Here is a 24,866-nt window from a genome sequence, read left to right on the forward strand (position 1 = left end):
GCCGTCAGGACCCAAAAAACGTCGATACCAACCCTTTGCGTCCGGTCAAATTGAACCCATATTTTGCAACGCAAACGCAACCCCCGTAAGCATTCTTGCGGCAATTTTCTGACACAATGAACAATTAGCAATTTTTGACCCTATCCATTGAGGACGTTTTACCACTCGTGTTGCCCGAGAACTCCCCCATAACTGTTGTCATCGGTGGCGGAATTGGCGGCCTCACCGCCGCCCTTCACTGCGCCCGCAACGGCCACAGGGTAACCCTGCTCGAGAAAAACGAAGCCGTAGGCGGCATCGTTTCACGGCACACGCTCGCCGGAGTTAACCTCGACGGTGGTGCCGAAAGCTTTTCAAAGCGAAGCCCCCGCGTTCCCGAGTTCCTCGAAACGCTTGGACTCGGCCAACACATCGTCACGCCGAGCACAGCCGGCACGTGGCTGTTTAGCGCCGACGCCTCTGGCAAAACACATACTGCTCCGCTTCCGCGCACTGGCCTGCTTGGCATCCCTGGCTCACCGCTTGCCCGCGACGTTCGACGCGTCATCGGCCTCCCAGGTGCCATCCGAGCCGCAAGTGACCGATGGAGAAAACCGGATGCATCGTTCGAGGCAACCACGCTCGGCCAGCTCGTGCGCGCCAGACTCGGTCCAGCCACACTCGACCGACTGGTGCGTCCCGTCGTTGGCGGGGTCTATGCGGCCGACCCAGACACACTGGCCGTTGACGCCATTTCACCAAGCCTGCGGGCGAAGCTGCTCTCAACGGGGTCGCTCACCAAGGCGGTCAAGCAGCTGTCGGCCCAGGCCGAACCAGGATCCGCTGTTCGTGGCGTAGAGGGCGGCAACTACGAGATCGTGCTCGCCATTGTTGCCGAGCTCGAAGCACTCGGGGCCACCATCACAACTGGCGAACCTGTCACCCGGCTGCGCCGGCGAGACCACGGCTGGACGGTTGACGACACCCTGCAGGCTGACAACGTCATCCTCGCCTGCGAGCCCGTTGCGGCGGCGAGCCTCCTTGCCGGAGTGAATCGCGAACTCGTGCCCTTTACCGCGCAACCGAATGCCACACGCATCGACACCATCGTCGTAAAAGAGGCGAAGCTCAACGGGGCACCACGAGGCACCGGCATGCTGCTCGGCCAGACACACGGCCTCGTGACCGCACAGGCCCTCACCCACCAATCGGTGAAATGGCCGTGGCTAGCCAAACGACTCGAACGCAATATTCATGTGATTCGGTTGACCTACAGGGAGGAAGCTTCAAGCCTCACCAACGGCGTGCTCGTCCGGTCGACGGATGCCACGGAGTCGCTACGGAACGCCAGCATCCTTCTTGGCGTCTCGCTCACCGAAAAAAAGCTACTTGACAACGATTCGGTGACCTGGACGCAGTGGCCGGTCACACCGGCATCTGTGCGCAGCATCGTTGCGAAGCTGCCAAATTATCCGGGGCTCGGTATCACCGGCTCGTGGGTCACTGGAACGGGACTCGCCTCGGTCATCCCCGGATCACTCGACGAGGCTGAGCGCATTGTGCAGGCTACCCGGCCTCATTAGCTGCTGCGTCAGGAGCGGCAGCTGCGGGGGCATCACGTTCAGCAGGTGCAGACTCGGCGACAACGATGCCAAATAGCGCGTTCATGCCGTCGGCGTATCGCTGACCTTCACCCTGCCTCGCGAGTTCACGAGCCCGCACCATCGGCTCGTGCAGCAGGACACTCACCAGATGACGAAGCGCCGCCTCGGTTGGGCCGGTGTGCTCGCCGCGGAGACGAACACGATCGATTTCGTCTTCGGCGCGGTCAAGGAAGTACTCGCGAAGGGCAACCATGGCAGGGGCGACGTTCTGCTCTTCACTGACCTTTGAGAATTTGCGTACGGCACGACCAACAAGCTCTTCGGCTTTCTCTGAAGCTTGCAGGGCAGTAATGGGTGCGTGCAGCCTGATCGTTTCGAGGTCAAGCAGCTCAACGCCGGGCTGCTGGGTGACGTCAGGATCAACGTTACGGGGAAGGCCAAGGTCAACAACAACCTGGGCAGTACGAGCGGTGCTTGCCCTGCTGACCGCCACAAGCGCTGGTTTGGTCAACGCGGGATCACTGTGTGAGACCGGGCACTCGGATGGCATCGGAGCGAGCGCTCCAGGACCAGGCTCAAGGGCAGCGCGACCCCTGGCAATTGCCGCAGCATCAAGCACGTAGCCCGTTCCAGTTGTGCAACAGATGATGAGGTCGGCAGTGGCAACGGCCTCTGCGTAACCAGTATGAGAAACGGGGTTTAGCCCGCGTTTCTGGGCAAATTCGTGAGCCCGTCCGGTGACCGAGTAGACCGAGATTTCGTCAACCTGCTTCTCGCGAAGCGCAGCAAGGGTGACCCTTGCGTACGCACCGGTACCAATAAGCAGCACGCGAACTGCACGCCAATCAACAACCCGGCTTTCAACGAGGTCAAGCGAGAGCCGCGCGAGCGAGCGCTGGGCTTCGCCAACGCCGGCAACGTTCTTAATTCCGCGCGATGTCTGTGAGGCCCGCTGAAACAGGCGCTCAAGATCAGCGCTCGTTGTTCCCTCAGCGCGCGCGGTCTCAAGCGATCGCCGCACCTGGCCTGCAATCTCGTCTTCGCCAACGGCAAGTGATTCGAGCCCGCTCGAAACGCGGAACAGGTGCTCGGCGACATCCATGTTCATATACGAAACAAAGGCATCGTGAACGTCTTCAGAGCTGAGTGCGGTCTCCTCGGCAATGCACGCAACGAGACCCTCAACCGCAACGGCCTCGACGGCGGTCACTGGCTCTTCGATGTCGACGTACACCTCGACCCTGTTGCACGTGGCAACCGTGACGATGCCGCCGATAAAGGACATTTCGTCAACAACACGACGTGACAAATTGCCGACCCGGCCCGAGAGAACCTCAAGCATGGCAAAGTCGGCATTCTTGTGACTTGCAGATAGGCACAACAGCACCCAACGAGTCTAACCATCTCTTCGGCAGAAGCCTGCATCCTTGCTGGGAACGTGCGTGGAACGCCCCATTCGGCGGGAGTCGCACCGTTGTTCTGGCAGAATGGAAGGCATGTCTTCTGACGCGCGAACGGTCCTCAGCCAGTCCCATCCCCTCGTTGCTGGAGTCACGGCCGATTCGGCCCTGGTCCGCGCCTACCAGGGGGTTCGTCACAGCACGACTCCCGTGTGGTTCATGCGGCAAGCAGGCCGTTCGCTCCCTGAATACCGCGATCTGCGGGTTGGCGTTCGCATGCTTGACGCGTGCCTTGACCCTGAGCTCAGCAGTGAAATCACGCTCCAACCGGTTCGACGCCACGGCGTCGATGCCGGTATTTTTTTTAGCGACATTGTTGTTCCGCTCAAGCTGGCCGGAGTAGCGGTTGAGATCGTCGCTGGCAAGGGACCGGTCTTCGCAAATCCGGTCCGCACGCTTGCGGATGTCGAAGCGCTTCCCGACCTCGACCCCGCGGCCCTCGCGCCCGTTCGGGAGGGTGTCGCGCTCACGGTTGCCCAGCTGGGAACAACTCCGCTCATCGGATTTGCCGGCGCACCGTTCACCCTCGCGGCCTACCTTGTTGAAGGCGGGCCATCCAAAGACCACATCCGCGCCAGGACTCTCATGCGCTCAGACCCCGCAACCTGGTCCGCGCTCATGGACTGGACCGCTCGCATTACCGGCCAGTTCTTGTCTGCTCAGATTGAGGCAGGCGCGAGTGCCGCGCAGCTCTTCGATTCATGGGCCGGCTCGCTGTCGCGGGCTCAGTATCGCGCATCAGTTGCGCCCGCCTCGGCGCAGGCCCTCAACTCAGTGCGCAACACGACTTACCAGGTTGGCGACGAGACGCGAACTGTGCCGCTCATCCACTTTGGCCTTGTCAGCACGCAGCTTCTGCCCGACTTCCGCACACTTGGCACCGGCGAGCGCATGGTGGATGCCGTCGGCGTCGACTACCGAACCCCGCTCGACGAGGCGGCCACCCTGCTCGGATCAGACGTCACGCTACAGGGCAACATCGACCCCGCGCTACTCACCGCTCCGTGGGAGCGTCTCGCAGAAGAAGCGCACACCGTGTTGGCCCTCGGACGCAGCGCCAGAAGCCACGTCGCAAACCTCGGCCACGGCGTTCCGCCAGAGACCGACCCAACCGTTCTGACCAAACTGGTTGAGCTCATCCACTCGATTGATGTTCGCGAGCTCCCAAGCACGGGCACCCAAGCGTAACGAATCGACAAAGGCCGTCATCCAAGTGAGTATCAGCACGCATCCGCGCAACGATGGTTCACACGTTGTTATTGTTGGCGGCGGCATTGCTGGGCTCACAGCCGCGCTCACCTGTGCGAAGCAGGGCCACCGAGTGACCCTGCTCGAAGCATCGGATTCGCTTGGCGGGCTTGTCGCACGCCACACCCTCGGCGGGCACGTGCTCGATGCAGGGGCCGAAAGTTTTGCGGTGCGCGGAGGGCGCGTTGCACCGTTCCTCGAAGAACTGGGCATCGCCGATCGCGTCGTCGCCCCAAACAGCGCCGGTGCGTGGCTGTTCAGAGCGGATGCAAGCGGGCGAACTCATGCTGCCCCGCTTCCAAAGACGGGGATGCTTGGCATTCCGGCACACCCGCTCGCCCGCGACGTCCGACGCATCGTTGGACTGCCATCCGCGCTGTGGGCAGCTACCGATCGCTGGCGGAAGGCAGACGCTTCGCTCGGAACGCTCAGCCTCGGTCAGGTCGTGCAGAAACGCCTCGGGCGACGGGTCCTCGAACGGTTGGTCACCCCGGTCGTCGGCGGAGTGTACTCGGCGGACCCACATACGCTCCCCCTCGAAACGGTTGCCAAGGGGCTCCGGGAACAACTCAGTGAAACCGGTTCGCTCACGCGGGCGGTGAGCGCGCTCACGGCAGGTTCGACTCCTGGGTCAGCGGTTCGAGGCGTTGCAGGAGGCAACCTGGTCATCGTTGACGCCCTCGCCAAGGCGCTCGCAGCATTTGGGGCCGCCGTTGAGCTTCGCACTGGGCACCCCGTCTCGCACATCCAACAGACTACCGACGGTTGGATGATCGACGGCACCGTCGCCGCAGACGCCGTCTTACTCACCTGCCCGGTCGATGCAGCAGCACACATTCTTGGTTCTCTTGATGACCGCTTCGTGCCAGACCGAAAAGAGCCAACGGCGACCAGAATCGACACCATCCTTGTGGATCAGCCGGGCCTCGACAGCGCCCCTCGTGGAACCGGCATGCTGATTGGCAATACCAACGGCACCGTCAAGGCGAAGGCGCTCACACACGTCTCGGCCAAATGGGCTTGGGTCCGCGAAGGCCTTCCACCCGGCCAGCACGTCATCCGGCTTTCCTACCGCGCGGATGCCGCAACCGCAGCCAACGGGGTTATCGAACGCAACCCCAATATCGGGCCGACGCTCCGTGACGCAAGCCTGCTGCTTGGCGTGCAGCTCTCCCCCGCAACACTTATCGACAGCGACACCGTTACCTGGGTCCAGCGCCAGGCGACCCCAGCATCCGTTCACAACCTCCACACGGCCCTTGCCTCGTACCCAACACTCGGTGTTGCAGGCTCATGGGTCTCAGGAACCGGCCTCGCCTCGGCCATCCCAGGGGCAATTGACACCGCAGAGCGCCTCTGCAACTCCCTCCCACCGAAAGGAACAGTGCCATCATGACCGACCCTTCGATCTCCAACGTCCCAGCAGCTGAGGAAGGCCCATCCGGCTACACCCTCTTTGCCGTACTCCGCCGAAACCCCCACCGTCGTGGCGAGGATGACGGCGGCGATGTCCCCCGCATCATCAACCAGCTCGATGACCTTGTCACCGAGGTCGGCAAGCAGGGCGTTGTTGTTCGCGGCTTCTACGATGTGAGCGGCCTCCGCGCCGACGCCGACGTCATGATTTGGTTGCACGGCGACTCAGCCGAGAATCTCCAGTGGGCGCTCCGCGAACTTCGCCGCAGCGACATGTTCCGGTCAATGCTGCCCACCTGGAACGCGATGGGCGTTCATCGCGACGCCGAGTTCAACCGAGCGCATGTCCCTGGCTTCCTTCGCGGTGAAGAGCCCCGCCAGTGGCTCACGATCTATCCGTTTGTCCGCTCGTACGAGTGGTACCTCCTTCCGGAAGCAGAACGCCGAACAATGCTTGCCGACCACGGGCGCAAGGGTGCCGCGTTCACCGGCGTTGTGGCCAACACCGTTGCCTCGTTCGCCCTCGGTGACTATGAGTGGTTGCTCCCACTTGAGGCCGACGATCTTGTCGACCTTGTTGACCTTATGCGCGACCTGCGCGCAACCGAGGCACGTCGCCACGTGCGCGAAGAAGTTCCGTTTTTTACCGGCCGACGAATCGAAACGGCCGAGATTGTTGAGGTTGTCCAGTGAGCGTAAACAACTACGACGCAATCCTGCTCTCGAGTTTTGGCGGCCCGGAAGGCCAAGAAGACGTCATTCCGTTCCTCAAGAACGTCACGCGCGGCCGAGGCATCCCCGAGGAACGCCTCGAAGAAGTTGCACACCACTACCGGCACTACGGAGGGGTAAGCCCCATCAACGAGCAGAACCGCCAGCTCAAAGCCGCGCTCGAGGCTGAGCTTGAGCGCCGTGCGATCGATCTGCCCGTCTACTGGGGAAACCGCAACTGGGACCCCTACTTCAACGACGCCGTGCGTGAGGCGCACGCCAACGGCGATAACCGTCTCCTTGGGCTCGTCACAAGCGCCTACACCTCGTACTCAGGCGCGGACCAGTACCGCGAAGACTTCGAGCGCTGCCTCGCCGAAACCGACCTTGCCAACGTCGTCTCTATTGACCGCGTCCGAGAGTTCTTCGACCACCCAGGCTTTATCACGCCACTCGTTGAGGGCGTGCGCGACGGCGTTGCGGAGCTCACAGCGGCGGGCGCACAGAACATTCGCCTTGTGTTTGTTACACACTCAATCCCCAACACTGCAGCGGACGCCTCCGGACCCGCGTTTGGACCGGGCGGGGCATACGTTGCCCAGCACAACGCCGCAGCACAACTCATCACCGAGCAGGCCGCGCCTGACCTTCCGTGGGACCTCGTGTACCAGTCGCGCAGCGGTGACCCACGAACGCCCTGGCTTGAACCCGATATCAACGACGCCATCGATGAGCTTAACGCGGCCGATGCAAATGCACAGACCGACGCGATCGTCATCGTGCCGTTTGGATTTGTGAGCGATCACATGGAGGTTGTCTGGGACCTTGATAACGAGGCCCTCGAATCGGCCGAGCGTAACGGGCTGAAAGCCGTGCGCGTGCCAACGCCAGGTATCCACCCCGCCTTCGTCACGGGACTCATCGACCTCGTCATGGAGCGAGTCAACGAGACGCCTGATTCGGAGCGGCCAGCCCTGTCTCCGCTCGGACCGTGGCCAGATCACGCCCGCGTTGGTGCAGGCGCAATAGCCGACGCAACGCCTGTCAGCACCACCGCCTAGGTTTGGATACCGTGACCAAAACGACTCAGCCAGACCCTTCGCTTCCCACCCTCAGGCTTGGCACACGGGCGAGCGCGCTCGCAGTCGCCCAAAGCCAGCAGATTGCCGACCGCATCACAGCCCTGACCGGCCACGCGGTTGAGCTGGTACGCATCACCACACACGGCGATGTGACGAGGGCGTCGCTTTCGAGCCTCGGCGGCACAGGCGTATTTGCCATGGCACTGCGCGATGCCCTCCTCGCCGGCGAGTGCGACTTTGTGGTGCACTCACTCAAGGACTTGCCAACGGCCCCCTGCCCAGGGCTCACCATCGCGGCAATCCCCGAGCGTGCCGATGCGAGGGATACGCTGTGCGGTCGCGACGGCCACACGCTGCAATCGCTTCGAGAGGGCGCGCGCGTTGGCACGGGCTCACCTCGGCGGGTTGCACAGCTTCGCGCCCTTCGACCGGATCTTGTTATTGAGGACATCCGGGGCAATATCGACACCCGCCTCGGCCGTATCCGCCTCACGGACTCGGCGGCACTTGATGCCGTTGTGCTCGCCGCGGCCGGCCTCACCCGCCTCGGCCGCACCGAGGACATCAGCGAATACCTTGAGCTCACGTCATGGCCGAGCGCACCTGGGCAGGGTGCGCTCGCCATTGAGACGCGCGAGGACTCACCGGTTGTCAGCATCGTTTCGGTGCTTGACCATCCACTCACCCGGATGGGCGCAACGGCAGAGCGTGCGGTGCTGCGCGCCTTGGAGGCCGGCTGCGCGGCGCCCGTCGGCGTGAGCACAATTCCAGACCAGGAGAAACCGGCTGGAGCCTTTGACGTAGTTGCAACCGTCTACGCGCTCGACGGGAGCTCTGCGCTCTCGGTGAGTGGTCAGCTGCCATCCGCAGCGGATGCCGCACCCGGCGAAGGACTGGTTGAGGCGGTCAGCGCCGCGGAACGACTTGGCTCCGACCTCGCCGCGAAGCTGCTCGGGCTTGGCGCTGCCGAGCTTGCGCCGCTCGGACCAAACCGTGGCTGAGTATCAGCCAGAGGGACCGGTTGTGCTGGTCCCGCGAGGAGGCGAGTGGGGCGAAGCTGCTGCCACGCTCATCCGAGAGCACGGATTTACCCCACTGATCGCGCCCCTCATCGAGACCGTTCCCTCGCCTCGGAAAGACGAACTTGAACGGGCGGTCGGAGACCTCCGTGCTGGCCGCTTCGATTGGATTGTCTTTGCGAGTGCCAGTGCGGTGCCCGCCCTTGCTGGGCTCGCCGGAGCACTCCCATCGTGCGTCCGGGTTGCGGCGGTTGGCTCCGCAACCGAGGCGGAACTGCTGAAGGCAGGCTTTCGAGTTGATCTTGTGCCGCCCGCAACCAGTTCGGCGGCTGACCTCCTCTCTTCCTGGCCTGAGGAGCGAGGCAACACCGCCCTTGTGACCGGCTCTCAGCTATCCCCTCCAACGCTCGCGAACGGGCTCAAGGAGCTCGGGCTCGATGTGACACGGGTTGAGGCGTATCAGACGCTCCCCGTCGAAGCCGCTGCGGTGGTTCGAGAGGGGATGCGCGCCGGCGGCATCGCTGCCGTCTTCGTCACAAGTGCCAGCGTCGCAACTCAGGTGGCAAAGCAGTTCTTGGGCATCCCAACGCGCACCACGATCATCTGCATTGGTGAATCGTCAACCGTTGCCGCGACGAGGCTCGGCCTATCCGTCGCGGCAACGGCAACAGAACAATCCGTTCGCGGGATGCTCGACGCGCTAGTACATCTGAATGCACATGCTGCTGCGGCGACGGATTATCCACAACCTTCCGACCCAAGCACGCACACAACCCCAACGAATCTAGGCTAGAACCGTGAACAACTCAGCAACCAGCTCCCCCGTCGTCCGCCCGCGGCGCCTCCGCGAGACGGCCGCGCTCCGTCGGGCAACCGCAGAAACCAGACTCCATGCCGCAGACCTTGTGCTGCCAATGTTTGTTCGCGAGGGCCTCAGCGAGCCCGCGCCAATCCTCTCTATGCCGGGTGTTGTGCAGCACAGCACCGATAGCTTTCGTAGGGCTCTCGCCGAGGCAGCAGAGTCAAGCATCGGTGGCGTGATGCTCTTTGGCGTTCCCGAGCACCGAGACGCTCTCGGTTCTGGCGCCACCGATCCACAGGGCGTGCTCAACATGGCCACCGAGATCGCCGCCGCCGAGATCGGCGACAGCCTCGTTGTGCAGACCGACCTGTGCCTCGACGAGTTCACTGACCACGGGCACTGCGGCGTCCTGAACGACCGCGGACAGGTTGACAACGACGCCACCCTCGAACGCTACTGCGAGATGGCGCTCGCCCAGGCAGCTGCTGGGTCACGCATCCTTGGCCTCTCCGGCATGATGGATGGCCAGGTTGCCGCAACCCGCGCCGTTCTTGACGAGCACGGCTACCCAGACGTTGCCCTTCTCGCCTACTCCGCCAAATATGCTTCAGCGCTCTACGGTCCCTTCCGAGAGGCTGTCGACTCGCAGCTTGTTGGCAATCGCCGCAGCTATCAGCTCGACCCTGGCAACCGTCGCGAGGGCCTTCGCGAGGCACTCATCGATGTGAGCGAAGCTGCCGACATCGTCATGGTCAAACCAGCGCTGAGCTATCTCGACGTACTCTCAGACGTCGCGGCAGCAAGCCCGGTTCCCGTCTGGGCGTATCAGGTCTCCGGCGAATACGCGATGATCGAGGCGGCAGCCGCCAACGGCTGGATCGACCGAGACAGGGCAATTCTTGAGTCGATCACAAGCATCACTCGGGCAGGGGCCGACACCACACTCACCTACTGGGCGATCGAACTCGCCGCATGGATTCACGAAGGACGCACCGCATGATCACCAACGACCAGCTCTTCGAGGCAAGCAGCCTCAGCCTTCCCGGCGGCGTAAACTCCCCCGTGCGCGCCTTCGGTTCTGTTGGCGGCTCGCCCCGTTTTATCCGGTCAGCATCTGGCGCAACCGTCACCGATGTTGAAGGCACCACCTATGTTGACCTCGTGGCCTCATGGGGGCCAGCGCTGCTTGGGCACGCGCATCCGGTTGTTGTTGAGGCTGTGCAGCAGGCCGCGGCAAGAGGGCTTTCCTTCGGTGCCCCGACCGCAGGCGAGACAGAGCTCGCTCAGCTCGTGATTGATCGGGTCGAGAGCAACGGCATCCGCCCCCTCGAGCGCGTACGGCTCGTCTCAACAGGCACCGAAGCCACCATGACGGCTATCCGGCTTGCGCGTGGCTACACCGGTCGCGATCTCTTGGTGAAGTTCGCCGGCCACTACCACGGCCACTCAGATGGGTTGCTTGCCGCGGCAGGTTCCGGCCTGGCAACTCTGGCGCTTCCTGGTTCGGCCGGGGTTACCGAGGCAACTGCGTCACAGACAATTGTGCTTCCATACAATGACCGCGCCGCTATCACCGAGGTATTTGCCCAGTTTGGCGACCGCATCGCCGCCATCATTACCGAGGCAGCTGCGGCCAACATGGGCGTGCTCCCTCCCGAGCCTGGCTTCAACGCGTTTCTTGCCACAACCGCCCACTCGCACGGCGCGCTCCTCATCCTCGACGAGGTTCTGACCGGGTTCCGGGTTGGGCCGGCCGGATGGTGGGGGCTCGAAAACTCAACGTCCAGTGCCCAAGAACACCGCTACTTGCCAGACCTCATCACATTTGGAAAGGTCATTGGCGGGGGCATGCCTCTCGCTGCACTCGGCGGTCGCGCAGCAGTCATGAACTCGCTTGCCCCGCTCGGCCCCGTCTACCAAGCCGGCACCCTGTCCGGCAATCCGCTAGCCGTCGCTGCCGGGCTCGCAACTCTCCGACTCGCCGATGCCGAGGTGTACCGCCGTGTTGATGCGGCGGCAGCGGCCGTCTCCAACGCCACAAGCGCAGCCTTCGATGCGGCCGGCGTCGCCCACCGGGTGCAGCGCGCAGGCAGCCTGTTCAGTTTTGTCTTTGGTGAGCAGTTCGTGACGGCCGCGCCCAAGACCTACGATGACGTGCAAGGCCAAGAGACCTGGCGATATCCAGCGTTCTTCCATGCCATGCAAGATGGTGGTGTCGCACTTCCGCCGAGTGTCTTCGAGGCGTGGTTCCTCACGGCTGCCCACGACGAGGCAGCGCTGGGCACCATTTATGAAGCGCTTCCAGCGGCAGCACAGGCCGCCGCACTGGCAACTCCCTAACCTACGGCACGGGGAACTTGCTTCAGGCAGCAGCGGGCCCGCGTGTGGGCTGACTCCTCGTGAGCGGCCCACATCGTACTGTCTCGTATACGAGATCAACCGATTTGATCCCCCTGCGCGCATACCCCGTGCCGTAGGCTAAGAGGGTGACTGAATTCGCTCGATTGTCCCAGAAAATCGCCAATATCGCCGAGTCTGCCACCCTCAAGGTAGACGCAAAGGCAAAAGCCCTGAAGGCGCAGGGCCGTCCCATTATTAGCTACGCGGCAGGCGAACCAGATTTTGCGACGCCTGAGCACATCGTCGAGGCGGCATCCGCGGCCATCCTCGATCCAAAGAACTACCGCTACACGCCTGCTGCAGGGCTCCCCGAGCTCAAGGACGCGATTGCGGAGAAGACCGCACGAGACAGCGGACTCGTCGTTCCGTCCTCAAGCGTCATCGTCACCAACGGCGGCAAGCAGGCCGTCTACCAGGCGTTCCAGACGCTGCTCGATCCCGGAGACGAAGTCCTCGTTCCGACGCCATACTGGACCACCTACCCAGAGGTCATCAAGCTCGCCGGAGGCAAGCAGGTTGACGTCTTTGCCGGGGCAGACCAGGGCTATCTTGTCACCGTCGAACAGCTCGAGGCTGCCCGAACTGACCGCACCAAGGTGCTGCTCTTTGTATCGCCCTCTAACCCGACCGGCGCCGTCTACTCGCCTGAGCAGACGCGCGCGATTGGCGAATGGGCAGAGTCGCACGGCCTCTGGGTCATCAGCGACGAAATCTACCAAAACCTCGTGTACGGCGGCGTCAAAGCTACCTCAATTGTTGAGGCGGTCCCGGCCCTCGCCGACCGCACCATCCTTGTCAACGGCGTGGCCAAGACCTACGCCATGACCGGCTGGCGCCTCGGCTGGATGGTCGGCCCAGCCGACGTCATCAAAGGTGCCGCGAACCTGCAGTCGCACCTGTCGTCAAACGTCAACAACGTAGCCCAGCGTGCAGCCATCGCGGCGCTCACAGGCGACCAAGCCCCCGTCGAAGCAATGCGACAGGCATTTGATGTCCGCCGCAAAACCATCGTCGCCGAGCTGAACAAGATTCCAGGCATGGACACGCCAACGCCAGAGGGCGCCTTCTACGTGTACCCAGATGTGAGTGGACTGCTCGGCCGCGAATGGGGCGGGGTCACCCCAACCACCTCGCTCGAGCTTGCCGACCTCATCCTTGAGCAGGCAGACGTTGCTGCGGTTCCAGGCGAAGCATTCGGGCCAAGCGGCTACCTTCGGTTCAGCTACGCGCTTGGCGATGCACCGCTTCTCGAAGGCATTCAGCGCCTACAGAAATTGTTTGGCACGAAGTAACCAGCACTCTCAACACCGTCGCGCACGTCACCAGAAATTCTCGGTGGCGTGCGCGACGTCGTTCAGCCGTTGCTTGGCATTTGTCGCCGCCTTCGTCACACGCGAGTCACCAGTTTGTCTCATAACCCGATTCTTCGCCCCAACAACCGCATCATGAGGCAAGCGGGTGCGCAGTGAATTGTTGCAATCGAGGCCACAACGGCCAACTACGGCAACAGGCAGTGACCGCTTAGAACGGAGAAAAACCCCGGCTGCTGGCTACAGTTCAAGCCCGATGAGCACCGGTTCGGGCTGCAACGTCACACCGAACTCAGATTGGACCCGCTGCTGCACAAAGCGTGCGAGCTGCGCGACGTCGTTCGCCGTTGCCCGTCCGCGGTTGGTGATGGCGAGCGTGTGCTTTGACGAGATCGCCGCCTGCGACCCAGGCAGCTGATAGCCCCGTGTGATTCCTGACTGCTCGATGAGCCACGCGGCGCTCAGCTTTTCCATCCGCGGGCCAGCATGCGTGTCCGGCTGGCGGAGGGGCATCCCGCTCGCAAGTTCTTCAAGTGAGGTCACGGCCACAAATTGGTCCTCAGGCTGGACCGGCCAGCGAGGTGCACCGGGAGGGAGGGCACGAGCGAAGCTCTCGGTCACAATAGGGTTGGTAAAAAACGATCCGGCGCTCACGGAGTCTTGGTCAGCGGGGTCAAGAACCATGCCTTTTGAGGCGCGGAGTCGGATGACGGTGCGTCGCAGTTCCTTAATGGCTACCGTCGAACCGATGTCGATGGCAAGCGCGTCGGCAAGCTGGGCGTACCGTACCGGTGAGCTCAGGGGGTTTGCGGTGTCTTCGCCGGCAACGAGGTTGATATCGATCGAGAGCACAACGCCGAGACGCCCCTGTTTAATGACCGAGGTGCGGTAGCCGAGGCCAAGCTCACTCGCTGGGATGCGGCTGACTACCCCGGTTTCGTGATCGAGGAAGGTCACTGAATGCAGCACTTCTGCGACTTCTTGCCCGTAGGCTCCGATGTTCTGGATGGGCGCGGCGCCCGCAGATCCGGGGATACCGGAGAGGGCCTCAATACCGGCCCAGCCGTTGGCAACGGCGTGCTCAACAACGGCATCCCACGAGTGGCCAGCCTGGATGCGAAGCCGCACGGCGAGCGGGTCGGCGTCTGGTCCCAGTTCGAGTCGTTCGATGCCTTCGCTTCGCACGAGAATGACGGTTCCTTCAAACCCTTCTTCGGCGACCACGGTGTTTGAACCGCCGGCCAAGAGCATCCAGTCGTCGCCCTGCTGCCATGCATCTGTTGCGGCAGCGACGAGCTCGTCGCTTGTTGTCGCGACGACGGCACGCTCGACCTGGCCGCCGACCTTCATGGTGGTCAGGTCGCGAAAGAACAGCTCGTCTTCGACCGCGCGGGGGGTTGGATGGCTCATGCCAGTCTCACTCGGACCTGAGCTTTACCAAGCACGGTCGCGCCGTCAAACGTCACGGTGAGGTCAATGCGGGCCTCGCGCGCATCCTCGTCGAGGGCACCAACCTTGGCTGCAATCGAAACGTCGGCTCCGCTCACAGGATCAACAACAACGGGTCGGGTGAATTTGACCTGGTAGTCGCTGACCGCCGCCGGGTCACCGGCCCAGTCTGATACGGGCTGAACAGCAAGGCCCATTGTGAGCATGCCGTGCGCGATGACGCCTGGCAGGCCAACCTCGGCCGCAATGTCGTCGCGGTAGTGGATGGGGTTGAAGTCGCCTGATGCGCCGGCATAGCGCACGAGCGAGTCACGCGTCAGGGTCACCGCGCGCTCGGCGACGATATCGCCAACGGTCACGGAATCAAACGCTACCGAGGATCGGGTTTGGGCAGTCATACTTACTCGTCTCCTCGAACAACCAGGGTTGAAATTGCGGTCACCACGTGCAGATCGTCGGCGTCGACAATCTGGGTTTCGCTGGTCACCATCGAGTGGGCGCCGAGGGTCTTCACCGATGTGACGGTCAGCGTTGCACGCAGTTCGTCACCGGCAATAACCGAGCGGGTGTAGGTGAACTGCTGGTTGCCGTGCACCACGCGCGTAAAATCGATGCCTGCCGAAGGATCGGCGAGCAACTGCTGCAGCGTGAGCTCTTGGATGACAACGGGAAACGTTGGTGGGGCCACGAGGTCTGCATGCCCGGCCGCGCGCGCCGCCTCAACGTTGTCGCTCAGTGGATTGGTGGAGAAAACGGCACGGGCAAATTCCCGAACTTTCTCTCGACCAACCGCATAGGGCGCGGTCTGCGGATAACTCTTGCCTTGGATCTCGGTGTTAATCGACACGGGTCAACTCTACCGGCATCCGATGGAGCATTTGCCGAGGTTGGCCGCGTTGAGGACCTAACTCGGGCGGCACCACTTAAGATTCCGTCGGCTCTTTTGGTGCCCGCAGCTGCTGCACAATCATGCGGATCACGATCACAACGATGAAGGCAGCAAACAGCCAGTTGCTTGCGGCCGGGGTCAGGAGCTTGGCGACGATCGCCCCAACCCAGGTAACCGTGCAGGCGGCAATGCCAACAACGATCGCGGCACGGAGGTCAACGTTTCCGCGCTTGAGGTTACCAAGCGTCCCGGAGACGGCACCCGGGATCATCATGAGCAGCGAGGTGCCCTTTGCGACGAGGTCGCTCGAACCAAAGAAGACGATCAGCACGGGCACCACAACGATGCCGCCCCCGACTCCAAGTAGGCCCGACAGGATTCCGGTGAGGATGCCAACAAGGACAAGCCCGCCGATGCTCCACGCATTAATATCCATGACCCCGTCGCGTGACGGAACCGAGAGGAACAGCTGCACGATCACAACGACCATGAATGCGATAAACACCCACTGCAGCACGCTCTGCTTGATGATGGCGAGCAAGTGGCTGCCGATCTGCGCACCGACAACCATGCCAGCAGCCAGCAGGAGGGCCGCAACCCAGTTGACCGTTCCGTTGACCGCGTAACTGATAACGCCTACTGCCGCGGTTGGCACGATTGCGGCCAGCGAGGTACCAGCGGCCCTCCGCTGGTCAAAGCCCACCAACAACACGAGGGCCGGAACGATAACGATTCCCCCGCCAACACCAAACAGGCCGGACAGGAAGCCGCCAACAAGCCCAACGGCGATGAGTTTGAGGTACCAGGCGGATGAGCGGGTTTCTGCAGCGGCTGAGGTCACCGTTCGATCCTAGCCCGCCGCCTCAACCGCATACCGGACGAGCTTTGCGTCGGTTGCGTCGTGCCCGACGCCACCACCGCCAGGGCCGCTTGGGTCGGTCGCACCAACCGTATGCCTTGCTGAGAGGTGAACGGCATCCACTCCCGCGCTGAAGAGGGCAGGGATGGCTTCAACCGTCACGCCCCCGCCGGCCATGATCTGGATACGCCCCGCCGCACGGTGAACCATCTCTTGCAGGACGGGGATGCCGTCTCGACTCCTGGCGGCTTGCCCTGACGAGAGGATGCGAGTGACGCCGAGGTCCGCGAGCGTGTCGATCTCGTCGATAGGGTTTGCGCTTGCATCGATGGCCCGATGAAACGTGACCTCAAGGCCTTGGGCTGCCGCAACAAACTGTTCGGTCGCGACGCGGTCAACTTCACCGTTTGGACTCAGCGCGCCAACCACAACGCCGTTTGCACCTGCCATGATCGCAGCCCTGATATCGCGCACCTGGGTGCGGATCTCGTCGGCGTCGTACACAAAACCGCCAGGACGCGGGCGCACAAGGACATGAACAAAATTGCGGGCATCCGCTTCGCGAGCGGCCTCGACGATTGCCTCAATCGTTCCGATTGAGGGGGTGAGTCCGCCCGTGATGAGGGCGCTGCAGACTTCGACTCGCTGCGCCCCAGCCTCAAGCGTTGCGCGCGCACCCGCAACATCCTGGACCGCAATTTCAATCGTGTGACTCATCGTTGTGCCCCCGTTATCTGGCGTGTTCTGCCGTGTGTTGCTCAGTCTAGAACGGCAGAACGGATCATCACGGTTTGAGCCCCAGCATGTTCGCTCGAGGCCAAGCAGAAAGGCCATTCATCCGCAGAGAACACACGGCGCCGTGGTGTAATCTCAAACATATTGACACCTTGGATCCGATGTGTAGAGTGACCCCACCGCATACATCCCCCGCAACCTTGGGCGTCTCCGACAAGGAGCACTGTGATTCCCGCAGCACTTATTCCGTGGCTTGATCCGGCCACGTTTATTCCGAGCCTTGGGCCGTGGGCCCTCTTGGGTATTTGCATCATTATTTTTGCCGAGACCGGCCTCTTGGTCGGATTCTTGTTGCCCGGCGACACGCTGTTGTTTTTTGCCGGACTGCTGACCTTCACGCAGGTGATTGACCTCAATATTTGGGTCGTTGCTCTGGCTATTGGGCTCGCCGCGTTCTTGGGCGGCGAAGTTGGCTATCTCATCGGCCATAAGACGGGACCGCGCATTTTCGAGCGCAAGGACTCCGGCCTGTTCAGCACCAAAAATGTGGAGCGCACCAACGCCTTTTTTGAACGCTTTGGTGGCCTCGCGGTTATTATCGCCCGCTTTGTGCCCGTTGTTCGCACGTTTGCGCCGGTTGCGGCCGGTGCGGCGCACATGAACTACAAAAAATACTCGCTTTACAACTTCATCGGGGCTATCGTCTGGGGAGTTGGCGTGACGATGATCGGATACCTCCTCGGGCGCATCCCCTGGGTCGAAGAATTTGCCACGAAATACATCGATCTTGTCATCGTTGCCGCTGTGGCGCTCACCCTGATCCCCACCGTCATTCACTACCTGCGGACCTCTGCGGCCGCGAAGAAGACACGAAACCACTCAGAGAGCTAGCGTCCTGGCGGGCCGGTCAGTCGCTCGATCAGGGCGGCCGTGAGGCTCGCGTCGACAGGATGTTGCTGTCCGTCAATGGCCCTGATGGGTGCCACAAGACGGCCGCTCGACAACAACCACGCCGCGTCCGAGTTCCGCAGGTCGTCAACGGTCAACCGCGCATACGAGGTGTCAAGCCCGAGGCCGGCGGCGACGTCAAAGACGGCCCGCTGCGTGGTTCCGGGGAGTACGCCGAAATCCCACGCCGGAGTGAACAACGAATCGCCGGTGCGAAGCAGCACGGTCGAGGCTGGCCCCTCAAGGAGCACACCATCGGTGCTCACAAACACAACGTCGTCGGCATCCCTTCGAGCGGCCTCACGAAGGGCTGCCTTATTCACGGCGTAGGACAGCGTTTTTGCGCCCTGCAGGAGCCAGGGAGCGGTCTGGGCGACATCGCTGCGGTAGCCCCGATCAAGCATGACCACCCGAACCCCCCGTGCTCTGGCCGTTGAATAGTCGATACCGGTCGTTGTCAGCACCCAACCGGTGAGGCCGTGTCCACCCTCAATGCCGCGGGTGATCACGATCTTGGAGAGGAGCTCTTTGGCAGGCTCGTGGGCGGCGATACTGGCAAGAACCGCCTGCTTCACAACGCTGAGATCAAGCGAAGGCAGGTCGAGCATACGAGCTGAACGCGCGAGTCGCTCAAGATGGGCATCAAGCTGCAGCGGGACGTTGCTGTACACCCCAACAGACTCAAAAATGCCGTCGCCACGGGTGACTCCGAGGTCAAGCACGCCGACCTTGGCTGTGGCAGGGTTCTCCCGCACAAATGTGGCGGCCGAATCGCCACGCTCGATTGCGTGCAGCATCATCAAAACGCTGTCGATCATTCGGTGTCTCTCCTAGCCGTTGTGCGCACACGGATTCCGTGTTAGACATAACTACTGTACTTCTCGGTGGTCAAGCAAGGTGCCATCTCACTCCGTTCACGGATGAGGCACCCTCATGCTCGCCCCACGTTCCGCCCGCTCTTCTCGCTTGGCGCCCGCTGTTGAGCAGCGACGTATCTCGCGCCTGGTCACTAGCCACCTCGGCTATGCCGCCGCCCTCGCCTCACGGTTTGCGAGCACGGCAAGCGCCGACGAATGCGAAGACCTTCGACAGGTTGCCTACCTTGGGCTCGTCAAGGCCGCAAGCAAATGCCCTCCGGAACGCGAGAGCACGTTTGCGGCCTATGCGGCGGCCACCATCACCGGCGAACTCAAACGACACCTCCGCGACCACGGCTGGCTCGTGCGTCCGCCGCGGTCGATGCAGGAGCTGAGCGCCGCGCTGCGCGAGTGCACCGGCAGGCTAGAACAGGCGCTCGGCCGGCCCCCGCTCGCCGCGGAGCTGGCGGACGACCTGGCTGTCTGCGTCACCACGATCATCGAAGCGCTTGCGTGCGAGAGCCTGTACAACGGGGTCCCGCTCGAGCCGCTCATCCCGCTGTACGAGTCAGGTGCGCGCTCCGAACTTGACGCGCTCCCCCTCGACCGCACCGATCATCCCGCCGACAACCGACTGTCGCTCATCCGCGCCCTCAACACGCTTCCCCTTTCCCAGCGAACAGCCCTGTTCTCTCGGTACGTACTCGACAAATCACAACCCGAGATAGCGGCCGAACTCGGCGTCTCACAAATGCAGGTCTCGCGCATCCTCAGGTCAGGGCTGCGTGCGGCCCGCGACCACTATGGCAGTTTGCGCTCGTCAACAACCGTCTGAGCCACCCAGTTCAGCTTCACGTTGCGAGTCTGCGAGTACCGGCGAAGCACGGCAAAGGCACGCTCTGCGGTCAGATCAAACCGTTCCATGAGGATGCCTTGCGCAAGCCCGATGAGGTGGCGGCTATCAACCGCGTTGCTCAGTCCCTCTTCCTCGACAGCATTCGCGAGGGCCACCGACGCGTGGCTCGCAAAGATAGTTGTCACGGCCTCGTCCGTCCGGTCGAAGCAGCCGGGCTCGTTCGAGAACAGGTTGAGCGATCCGATCGGCTTTTCACGCGTGTAGAGCTGAACGCTGAGCGCGCTCCTGATACCAAGCTCGAGAACGGCCTTCGCCCACAGGGGCCAGCGGTCCTCCGACTCGGTGTCGTCGATGACGTAGTTCAGCCCACTTTCAAGCGAACTCAGGCACGGCCCTTCGCCAAGCTCTTTTTGCAGATCGTGGGCGCGCGCAACCTTCGGGTGGGTTGCGGCCGACGTCACAATTTTGCCCCGCTCAACAATAAACAGGCCGGCATCGTCGCACACCGCCGAGGTACGCGCGTAGTCAACAATTGCTTGCAGCGTTTGCTCAGAGTCTGGCTCAGCCTGCAGATCGAGTGCGATCTCCGCAAAAAACTCTGCGTCTTTTGTACTCATGCGTTCCCCCAGCGTGTCTCTCGAATCATCGCAGGACTCCGCCCGGCGCGCAACGTTTTGAGCACGCGCTTCGCTTGGCGCTCGTCCACTCATGAGTCGCGTGTCAGCAGTCGGTGAACTTTCTCATCAAGTATCAACCCGTCCGGCGAGTGGCTCTGCCCAACCATGTAGTCGAGCAGGCGTCGATTCAGGCTGAACTTCTCGCTTTGCTCAACATGGAAATACAGCTGGATCCCGTCGGTTAGCCAGATGGCATGCCGACCGTCAAGGCAGGCTCCGCTGTCGTCGTGGTTGCTCCACGACAGCAGAAACGTCTCCTTGCGTCTCAGCTTCTGAATGACCACCACTTTGAGGTGAGCCAGCAGGCAATCGTCAAACTCAAACTCGTTCGTTCCGTACGTTAGGCGTCCCACGGGTGCCCCTCTCCTTCTGTGGCGCGCAAACGCCCTCAGAGAAGAAATACCCAGAACCCACCCGGTTCAAACATATTGGGGACAGACGATGACGGAAGATCGTCTTCCGCGCGAAAGGACTAGGCCCAACCGAGTTCGTGCAGCTTGGCATCATCCATGCCAAAGTAGTGGCCAATTTCGTGCACGAGCGTGACCCTGACCCTCGCCCGAAGTTCTTCGATCGTGGCACTGTGCTGCGCGATGTTGTTCTGAAAGATCGTGATTCGGTCGGGAAGCTCACCAAACCCATACACGCCACGCTTCGTGAGCGGGTGTCCGCAGTACAGCCCATACAGCCGAGGGAGTTCGCCAGGTGCCTGATCCTCAATAAAGATCACCACGTTGTCAAGATTGCCAAACATGTTGTCGGGAATCGCGTCGTACTCTTCGGTCACGATCCGCCGGAATTCGTCGTCGCTTATCTCAACCATGGCCACAGTCTGCCACTCCTCCCGTGAAAACAGGGCCCGAATTACGACTTCGCCAGGATCGCAAGCGCATCTTCGACGTTGCCAAAGAACGTCAGCGCATCGTTGAGTTCGTCCGGCGACGTGGACGACCCTTGGATACTTAGCACGTAGTGTTTGCCGTTCTCGCCCTCGACATACCAGCTTCCGGCGAGCACGCCCGGCGCGCTTCCACCCTTAAACCCGACGTACGTCCACTCCTCGCCTATGGTCATGCCGGTGCCGGGGTTCAGGCTCAGGATGTCGCGAATCGGCGCGCCCGCGTCGGTGTCAGCGAGGGCCTGTAGCGCGGTATGAGCGGCGACAAGGTCGCCGGAGGTTGCGAACCAGTCGAGACCGTACTGCCATACCGAGTCGGTTATCTCAGAGCCATCCATCCCAAGGTCGCCAGTGGGGAGGGCCGCAAGCATTGCCCGACGACCGGCCTCATCGGCGTCCCTCCACTGCGTGCGGACCGCGGGATCGCTGCCCCAGCCCAGCGTAAAGAGTTCCCGCGTATTCAGGAAGGGGAGATCCAGCGAGGCGTTCTTGTTCCCCATGCTCGTGAGCTGCTGCTCAACCGCATCCCGGCCAACGAGCGCGAAGAGTGCGTCGGTTGCGGTGTTGTCGCTGATCGAGATCATCTTCTCCGCGGCCTGCTGCACCGTCACCTGCGTACCGTTGGCCGCGTCCTGCAATACGCCAGACGGAAGGCTGCGAATGTCGTCCGTAATCGTGACAGGGGTCTCCCAGGTGAGCGTCCCGTTGGCAACCGCGGTCGCGACGGCCCCGAGCACGTAGAGCTTAAAAATGGAACCGAGCGGCATGACGTCGTCACCGTTGTGAGAGAAGACGTTGGTGTTGCCCCCACCGTCGACCTCGGTGACGGCCATGCTGATGTCGGCGGTGCTGTCCTGCAGCGCCGATTCAAGCTCGTCCCACGAGGTCGCGGCCTTGCGATCGGCCGCAACAGGCCCAAAGAAGAGGTACTGGATCTTGCCAACCGAATCAACTGCAATCGACATATCAACGGGTTCGCCCGACGTGCCGTGCAGCGTCACGATCATGCTGTCGTCAAACTCCTTGACCGCCGTTGGAACCCAGGTCCGCTGATCACGGAGGCCGTTAAAAAGCGCTGAAAGATCGGCGGCGGAGACCTCGTCAAGCATCAACTGCGCAAAGCGCTCTTCTGTCGCCTTCACCTCGGCCTCTGAGACCTCGGGTGCTGGCGCGGCGTTCATTGTGTCGATGACCCACTGGGCCTGATTTCCAACCATGGTGTCTGGCAGGCTCACCGGCGTTGGCGGCGCAGAGGTCGGCGGCGCCTCAGACTCGGGCGCCGAACATCCGGTCAGCACCATCGCGCACGCCACGAGGGCAGCAAGAACCGCCGCCCCTAGGCGTCGTCGCCGCGGTCGTTGGGGCGTGCGAACAGAAACCAAGAACGGGGAAGCCATGCTACTCAGTATGCCAGCCCGTTCTTGGAACGCTCAGGCCCTTATGCGTTGGTGAGCGCCTCAATGTCGAGCTTTTTCATGCCAAGCATTGCTTGCATGACGCGCCCGGCCCTCTCGGCATCCGGCCCGCTCATGAGCTCACCAAGAATTGGCGGAACGATCTGCCAAGACACACCGAACTTGTCTTTGAGCCAGCCGCACTGGCTCTCTTCGCCGCCATCGGCGGTCAACGCGTTCCAGTAGTAATCGATGTCTTCCTGCGTCGGGGCATCAACCACAAACGAGATGGCCTCGCTGATCGTAAAGTAGGGGCCGCCGTTCAGCGCTTGGAACCGCTTGCCGTCGAGCTCAAAGTCGGCGGTCAGGACCGTTCCCGCGGGGAATGGCGCGCCTTCGCCGTAGTGCGACAGCGCATTGATCTTGGAATTCGGAAACACCGAAACGTAAAAATTCGCGGCGTCTTCGGCCTGAGAATCAAACCACAGGCTGGGGGTGATGGATGGCATGAGCGATTTCCTCCTTGGTGCGATCACAGGTTCGACCGCGGTGGTGTGCCAATGGTAACCCCGCACGCGAGGCGGGTAAAGAGGTGCGGCCGGTTAGGGATTAGGGGTCACAACCGGCCGCACGGAGGGCTCTTTCAGATCAGAGACCCTCCAGATGATTGTGTGGCACTTAGGGGAAACCACACAACCAAGCTCGGCGAATCCTATTGGCCACTGCGCCATTGCACCGGCTCGTTCAGTCTGCCTGAAAAAGAACCTTCCGGCAACAACTTAGCGCACCAAATCATTCCTTCAAAACTCGGCGAAACAAACAAGCGGCCTCAGGAAAACCATCAGTTGCCGTGTGAGACACCATTTGAGGCGGCTTTGGATGCTGGGCCAAAACCGTCGGGCGCGCTCGGTGCTTCCGCCACTCGCCTCGCTGGAGGTACACGTTGTTCCAGTCAGTAGCCGGGCGCCGGAGCTCTGCTCTTTGCCGCCCAAATGCCGGAGACCGCAAGGATAACCGTGGTGACCAGCACGGCAAGCAGCGGGCCAGACCAGCCGTCGGAGATATCCCTGAGCCATCCCGTCACAACCGGCCCTGCGGCGGCCAGCGTATAGCCAACCGTTTGCACAAACGCCGTGAGCTTTCGATTTTGATCGATGCTTGCGGTGCGCTGGATAACGATTGAAAAGATGACGGTGAAGGTCGCGCCCTGCGCCATCCCACCGCAGATAACCCAGAGGTACCAGAACGACGGCGCAACAAGCATGCCGAGCGGCATCGCGATCCACAGCGAGCTGACCAAGACCATAAGCCGCGTTGCGTTCCAGCTGAATATGGCGCCGAGCGTCGGGATCAACAAAGGCCCAACGATGGCAAGGGCCTGGAAGCCACTCGCCGCAAAACCTGCCTGCGAGGGGGTCATCTCCTGCGACTGTGACAGAAGCGCCGGCAGCCATGAGGCCACCGCATAAAACGCAAGGTTGTGAGCCGCGAAGGCAATCGCTAACAGCCAGGCAACGCTCCAGGCGTACGGCCGGAAACCGCGAGAATCACCGGGCTTGACGATCGCGATGGGGATCGTCGCTGTCGAGAGTTCCTCAAATTGGGCTCGCTCCTTGGAGACGGGCTTTGCCGGTTCCGGGGCGACGGCGTCCATCCATCTGGGCCGGTCAAGGTGTGGCGGATACACGATGACCCACAGCACGAGGGCCAGTACTGCAAAAATGGCCCAGTTTGCGAGAGCGAGCTGCCAGCCAACAATCTCGGCAAAGGGGGCGGTTAGCGCCGCAGCCGCGGTCGTCCCCACGTTGACGGATGCCGTGTAGATGCCCGTCACGAGCACAGCGCGCGTCTTGAAATCGCGGCCAATGAGCATCGGTATCGCTATGTTTCCGATGGTCAGGGCAGCGCCAATAATGACCGTGCCGCCGATCGCAGCGGTCAGTGTCCCGCCAGACCGCACGATCGTTCCGATGATGAGACCGGTGAGGCAATACAGCACCGCGTGATTGACCCCAATTTTGCGAAGCAACAGTGAGGTGAACGGCGTGATGAGGCCAAAACAGAGCACAGGGATACTCGTCAGCAACCCGGCTGCGGCAGAGGTGAGCCCAAGATCGGCGCGCATGAGTTCGATCACCGGCGAGATCGCAATCGGAGGGATGCGGAGGTTGACCGACAACAGCGCCAGCGCAGCGAGCGACAGGAGTGCGTACCCGTGGCCTCTGCGCGACATCACAACTGGGCTCCTTCATCGGTCGGGTACCCAATAAACT

The 24,866-nt window shown here is 62.1% G+C and carries 25 protein-coding genes; 12 read left to right on the forward strand and 13 right to left on the reverse strand.

The genetic code is table 11. From position 1 onward, the window contains the following. The first annotated feature begins 134 nt into the window (after positions 1 to 134). On the forward strand, positions 135 to 1,562 hold the full coding sequence (locus FHX76_RS10925) for a protoporphyrinogen/coproporphyrinogen oxidase (RefSeq protein WP_167150717.1): 1,428 nt from the start codon (positions 135 to 137) through the stop codon (positions 1,560 to 1,562). Here FHX76_RS10925 and FHX76_RS10930 read toward each other — a convergent pair. After that, complete coding sequence (locus FHX76_RS10930) at positions 1,546 to 2,970, reverse strand: glutamyl-tRNA reductase (protein ID WP_167150718.1); 1,425 nt, start codon at positions 2,968 to 2,970, stop codon at positions 1,546 to 1,548. The genes FHX76_RS10925 and FHX76_RS10930 overlap by 17 nt on opposite strands. Positions 2,971 to 3,079: 109 nt before the next feature. On the opposite strand from FHX76_RS10930, the gene hemE reads away from it, so the two are divergent. The 9 genes from hemE to FHX76_RS10975 all read left to right on the forward strand — a co-directional run bounded on the left by hemE (position 3,080) and on the right by FHX76_RS10975 (position 13,013). Next, a complete protein-coding gene (gene hemE / locus FHX76_RS10935; RefSeq protein WP_167150719.1) occupies positions 3,080 to 4,231 on the forward strand; it encodes a uroporphyrinogen decarboxylase in 1,152 nt (383 codons plus the stop codon). A gap of 25 nt (positions 4,232 to 4,256) precedes the next feature. Further along, a complete protein-coding gene (locus FHX76_RS10940) occupies positions 4,257 to 5,687 on the forward strand; it encodes an FAD-dependent oxidoreductase (RefSeq protein ID WP_167150720.1) in 1,431 nt (476 codons plus the stop codon). Then, the gene (gene hemQ / locus FHX76_RS10945) at positions 5,684 to 6,400 is read left to right on the forward strand and encodes a hydrogen peroxide-dependent heme synthase (protein WP_167150721.1); all 717 of its coding nucleotides are present in this window, start codon (positions 5,684 to 5,686) and stop codon (positions 6,398 to 6,400) included. The genes FHX76_RS10940 and hemQ overlap by 4 nt, the downstream gene beginning before the upstream one ends. Beyond that, entirely contained in the window at positions 6,397 to 7,479 is a 1,083-nt protein-coding gene (locus tag FHX76_RS10950) for a ferrochelatase (protein ID WP_167150722.1), read from the forward strand. The genes hemQ and FHX76_RS10950 overlap by 4 nt, the downstream gene beginning before the upstream one ends. A gap of 11 nt (positions 7,480 to 7,490) precedes the next feature. Next, a complete protein-coding gene (hemC, locus tag FHX76_RS10955; protein ID WP_167150723.1) occupies positions 7,491 to 8,501 on the forward strand; it encodes a hydroxymethylbilane synthase in 1,011 nt (336 codons plus the stop codon). Next, on the forward strand, positions 8,494 to 9,312 hold the full coding sequence (locus FHX76_RS10960; protein WP_167150724.1) for a uroporphyrinogen-III synthase: 819 nt from the start codon (positions 8,494 to 8,496) through the stop codon (positions 9,310 to 9,312). The genes hemC and FHX76_RS10960 overlap by 8 nt, the downstream gene beginning before the upstream one ends. Before the next feature lie 4 nt (positions 9,313 to 9,316). Continuing rightward, the gene (gene hemB / locus FHX76_RS10965; RefSeq protein WP_167150725.1) at positions 9,317 to 10,321 is read left to right on the forward strand and encodes a porphobilinogen synthase; all 1,005 of its coding nucleotides are present in this window, start codon (positions 9,317 to 9,319) and stop codon (positions 10,319 to 10,321) included. Continuing rightward, a complete protein-coding gene (hemL, locus tag FHX76_RS10970; protein WP_167150726.1) occupies positions 10,318 to 11,661 on the forward strand; it encodes a glutamate-1-semialdehyde 2,1-aminomutase in 1,344 nt (447 codons plus the stop codon). Before hemB ends, hemL begins: the two co-directional genes overlap by 4 nt. A gap of 146 nt (positions 11,662 to 11,807) precedes the next feature. Continuing rightward, positions 11,808 to 13,013, forward strand: coding sequence for an aminotransferase class I/II-fold pyridoxal phosphate-dependent enzyme (locus FHX76_RS10975; RefSeq protein ID WP_167150727.1), 1,206 nt, complete (start codon positions 11,808 to 11,810; stop codon positions 13,011 to 13,013). Positions 13,014 to 13,271: 258 nt separating this feature from the next. On the opposite strand, the gene FHX76_RS10980 is transcribed toward FHX76_RS10975, so the two are convergent. From FHX76_RS10980 to FHX76_RS11000, 5 genes are all read right to left on the reverse strand, one after another. Then, entirely contained in the window at positions 13,272 to 14,441 is a 1,170-nt protein-coding gene (locus FHX76_RS10980) for a UDP-N-acetylmuramate dehydrogenase (protein ID WP_167150728.1), read from the reverse strand. Continuing rightward, positions 14,438 to 14,878, reverse strand: coding sequence for a MaoC family dehydratase (locus FHX76_RS10985; protein WP_167150729.1), 441 nt, complete (start codon positions 14,876 to 14,878; stop codon positions 14,438 to 14,440). The genes FHX76_RS10980 and FHX76_RS10985 overlap by 4 nt, the downstream gene beginning before the upstream one ends. A gap of 2 nt (positions 14,879 to 14,880) precedes the next feature. After that, positions 14,881 to 15,321 (reverse strand): FAS1-like dehydratase domain-containing protein, encoded by a 441-nt coding sequence (locus FHX76_RS10990; RefSeq protein WP_386762203.1) that lies wholly within the window; start codon positions 15,319 to 15,321, stop codon positions 14,881 to 14,883. Positions 15,322 to 15,403: 82 nt separating this feature from the next. Beyond that, entirely contained in the window at positions 15,404 to 16,210 is an 807-nt protein-coding gene (locus tag FHX76_RS10995) for a TSUP family transporter (protein WP_167150731.1), read from the reverse strand. Positions 16,211 to 16,219: 9 nt separating this feature from the next. Further along, on the reverse strand, positions 16,220 to 16,945 hold the full coding sequence (locus FHX76_RS11000; protein WP_167150732.1) for a copper homeostasis protein CutC: 726 nt from the start codon (positions 16,943 to 16,945) through the stop codon (positions 16,220 to 16,222). A gap of 243 nt (positions 16,946 to 17,188) precedes the next feature. Here FHX76_RS11000 and FHX76_RS11005 point away from each other — a divergent pair, with 243 nt between their 5' ends. Beyond that, the gene (locus FHX76_RS11005; protein ID WP_167150733.1) at positions 17,189 to 17,854 is read left to right on the forward strand and encodes a VTT domain-containing protein; all 666 of its coding nucleotides are present in this window, start codon (positions 17,189 to 17,191) and stop codon (positions 17,852 to 17,854) included. On the opposite strand, the gene FHX76_RS11010 is transcribed toward FHX76_RS11005, so the two are convergent. Then, positions 17,851 to 18,729 (reverse strand): aminotransferase class IV, encoded by an 879-nt coding sequence (locus FHX76_RS11010; RefSeq protein WP_167150734.1) that lies wholly within the window; start codon positions 18,727 to 18,729, stop codon positions 17,851 to 17,853. The genes FHX76_RS11005 and FHX76_RS11010 overlap by 4 nt on opposite strands. A gap of 115 nt (positions 18,730 to 18,844) precedes the next feature. Between FHX76_RS11010 and FHX76_RS11015 the strand changes: the two genes are divergently transcribed. Next, complete coding sequence (locus tag FHX76_RS11015) at positions 18,845 to 19,603, forward strand: sigma-70 family RNA polymerase sigma factor (RefSeq protein WP_167150735.1); 759 nt, start codon at positions 18,845 to 18,847, stop codon at positions 19,601 to 19,603. Here the strand turns inward: FHX76_RS11015 and FHX76_RS11020 are convergent. The 6 genes from FHX76_RS11020 to FHX76_RS11045 all read right to left on the reverse strand — a co-directional run bounded on the left by FHX76_RS11020 (position 19,570) and on the right by FHX76_RS11045 (position 24,826). Further along, the gene (locus FHX76_RS11020; RefSeq protein ID WP_167150736.1) at positions 19,570 to 20,241 is read right to left on the reverse strand and encodes a GAF and ANTAR domain-containing protein; all 672 of its coding nucleotides are present in this window, start codon (positions 20,239 to 20,241) and stop codon (positions 19,570 to 19,572) included. The two genes, FHX76_RS11015 and FHX76_RS11020, sit on opposite strands and share 34 nt — an antisense overlap. 89 nt (positions 20,242 to 20,330) lie before the next feature. Beyond that, positions 20,331 to 20,654 (reverse strand): DUF7882 family protein, encoded by a 324-nt coding sequence (locus FHX76_RS11025; RefSeq protein ID WP_167150737.1) that lies wholly within the window; start codon positions 20,652 to 20,654, stop codon positions 20,331 to 20,333. Positions 20,655 to 20,773: 119 nt separating this feature from the next. Next, a complete protein-coding gene (locus FHX76_RS11030) occupies positions 20,774 to 21,124 on the reverse strand; it encodes a metallopeptidase family protein (RefSeq protein ID WP_167150738.1) in 351 nt (116 codons plus the stop codon). Positions 21,125 to 21,165: 41 nt separating this feature from the next. After that, positions 21,166 to 22,596 (reverse strand): serine hydrolase, encoded by a 1,431-nt coding sequence (locus FHX76_RS11035; RefSeq protein WP_167150739.1) that lies wholly within the window; start codon positions 22,594 to 22,596, stop codon positions 21,166 to 21,168. 41 nt (positions 22,597 to 22,637) lie between these two features. Then, positions 22,638 to 23,102 carry a VOC family protein gene (locus tag FHX76_RS11040; protein WP_167150740.1) on the reverse strand — a complete coding sequence of 155 codons (465 nt, stop codon included), beginning with the start codon at positions 23,100 to 23,102 and terminating at the stop codon, positions 22,638 to 22,640. A 443-nt stretch (positions 23,103 to 23,545) separates the two neighbouring features. Then, positions 23,546 to 24,826, reverse strand: a complete 1,281-nt coding sequence (locus tag FHX76_RS11045) for an MFS transporter (protein ID WP_243848833.1) — start codon at positions 24,824 to 24,826, stop codon at positions 23,546 to 23,548. Between the last annotated feature and the right edge of the window lie 40 nt (positions 24,827 to 24,866).

The organism is Lysinibacter cavernae, from assembly GCF_011758565.1.
GTDB classification, from domain to species: domain Bacteria; phylum Actinomycetota; class Actinomycetes; order Actinomycetales; family Microbacteriaceae; genus Lysinibacter; species Lysinibacter cavernae.

Coding starts and splice junctions, on each gene's coding strand:
- FHX76_RS11010 (WP_167150734.1), bottom strand. CDS start 18,729: ATGATCGACAGCGTTTTGATGATGCTGCACGCAATCGAGCGTGGCGAT.
- FHX76_RS10985 (WP_167150729.1), bottom strand. CDS start 14,878: ATGACTGCCCAAACCCGATCCTCGGTAGCGTTTGATTCCGTGACCGTT.
- hemQ (WP_167150721.1), top strand. CDS start 5,684: ATGACCGACCCTTCGATCTCCAACGTCCCAGCAGCTGAGGAAGGCCCA.
- FHX76_RS11020 (WP_167150736.1), bottom strand. CDS start 20,241: ATGAGTACAAAAGACGCAGAGTTTTTTGCGGAGATCGCACTCGATCTG.
- FHX76_RS11000 (WP_167150732.1), bottom strand. CDS start 16,945: ATGAGTCACACGATTGAAATTGCGGTCCAGGATGTTGCGGGTGCGCGC.
- hemL (WP_167150726.1), top strand. CDS start 10,318: ATGATCACCAACGACCAGCTCTTCGAGGCAAGCAGCCTCAGCCTTCCC.
- FHX76_RS11040 (WP_167150740.1), bottom strand. CDS start 23,102: ATGCCATCCATCACCCCCAGCCTGTGGTTTGATTCTCAGGCCGAAGAC.
- FHX76_RS10980 (WP_167150728.1), bottom strand. CDS start 14,441: ATGAGCCATCCAACCCCCCGCGCGGTCGAAGACGAGCTGTTCTTTCGC.
- FHX76_RS11045 (WP_243848833.1), bottom strand. CDS start 24,826: ATGTCGCGCAGAGGCCACGGGTACGCACTCCTGTCGCTCGCTGCGCTG.
- hemE (WP_167150719.1), top strand. CDS start 3,080: ATGTCTTCTGACGCGCGAACGGTCCTCAGCCAGTCCCATCCCCTCGTT.
- FHX76_RS11015 (WP_167150735.1), top strand. CDS start 18,845: ATGCTCGCCCCACGTTCCGCCCGCTCTTCTCGCTTGGCGCCCGCTGTT.
- FHX76_RS11030 (WP_167150738.1), bottom strand. CDS start 21,124: ATGGTTGAGATAAGCGACGACGAATTCCGGCGGATCGTGACCGAAGAG.
- FHX76_RS11035 (WP_167150739.1), bottom strand. CDS start 22,596: ATGGCTTCCCCGTTCTTGGTTTCTGTTCGCACGCCCCAACGACCGCGG.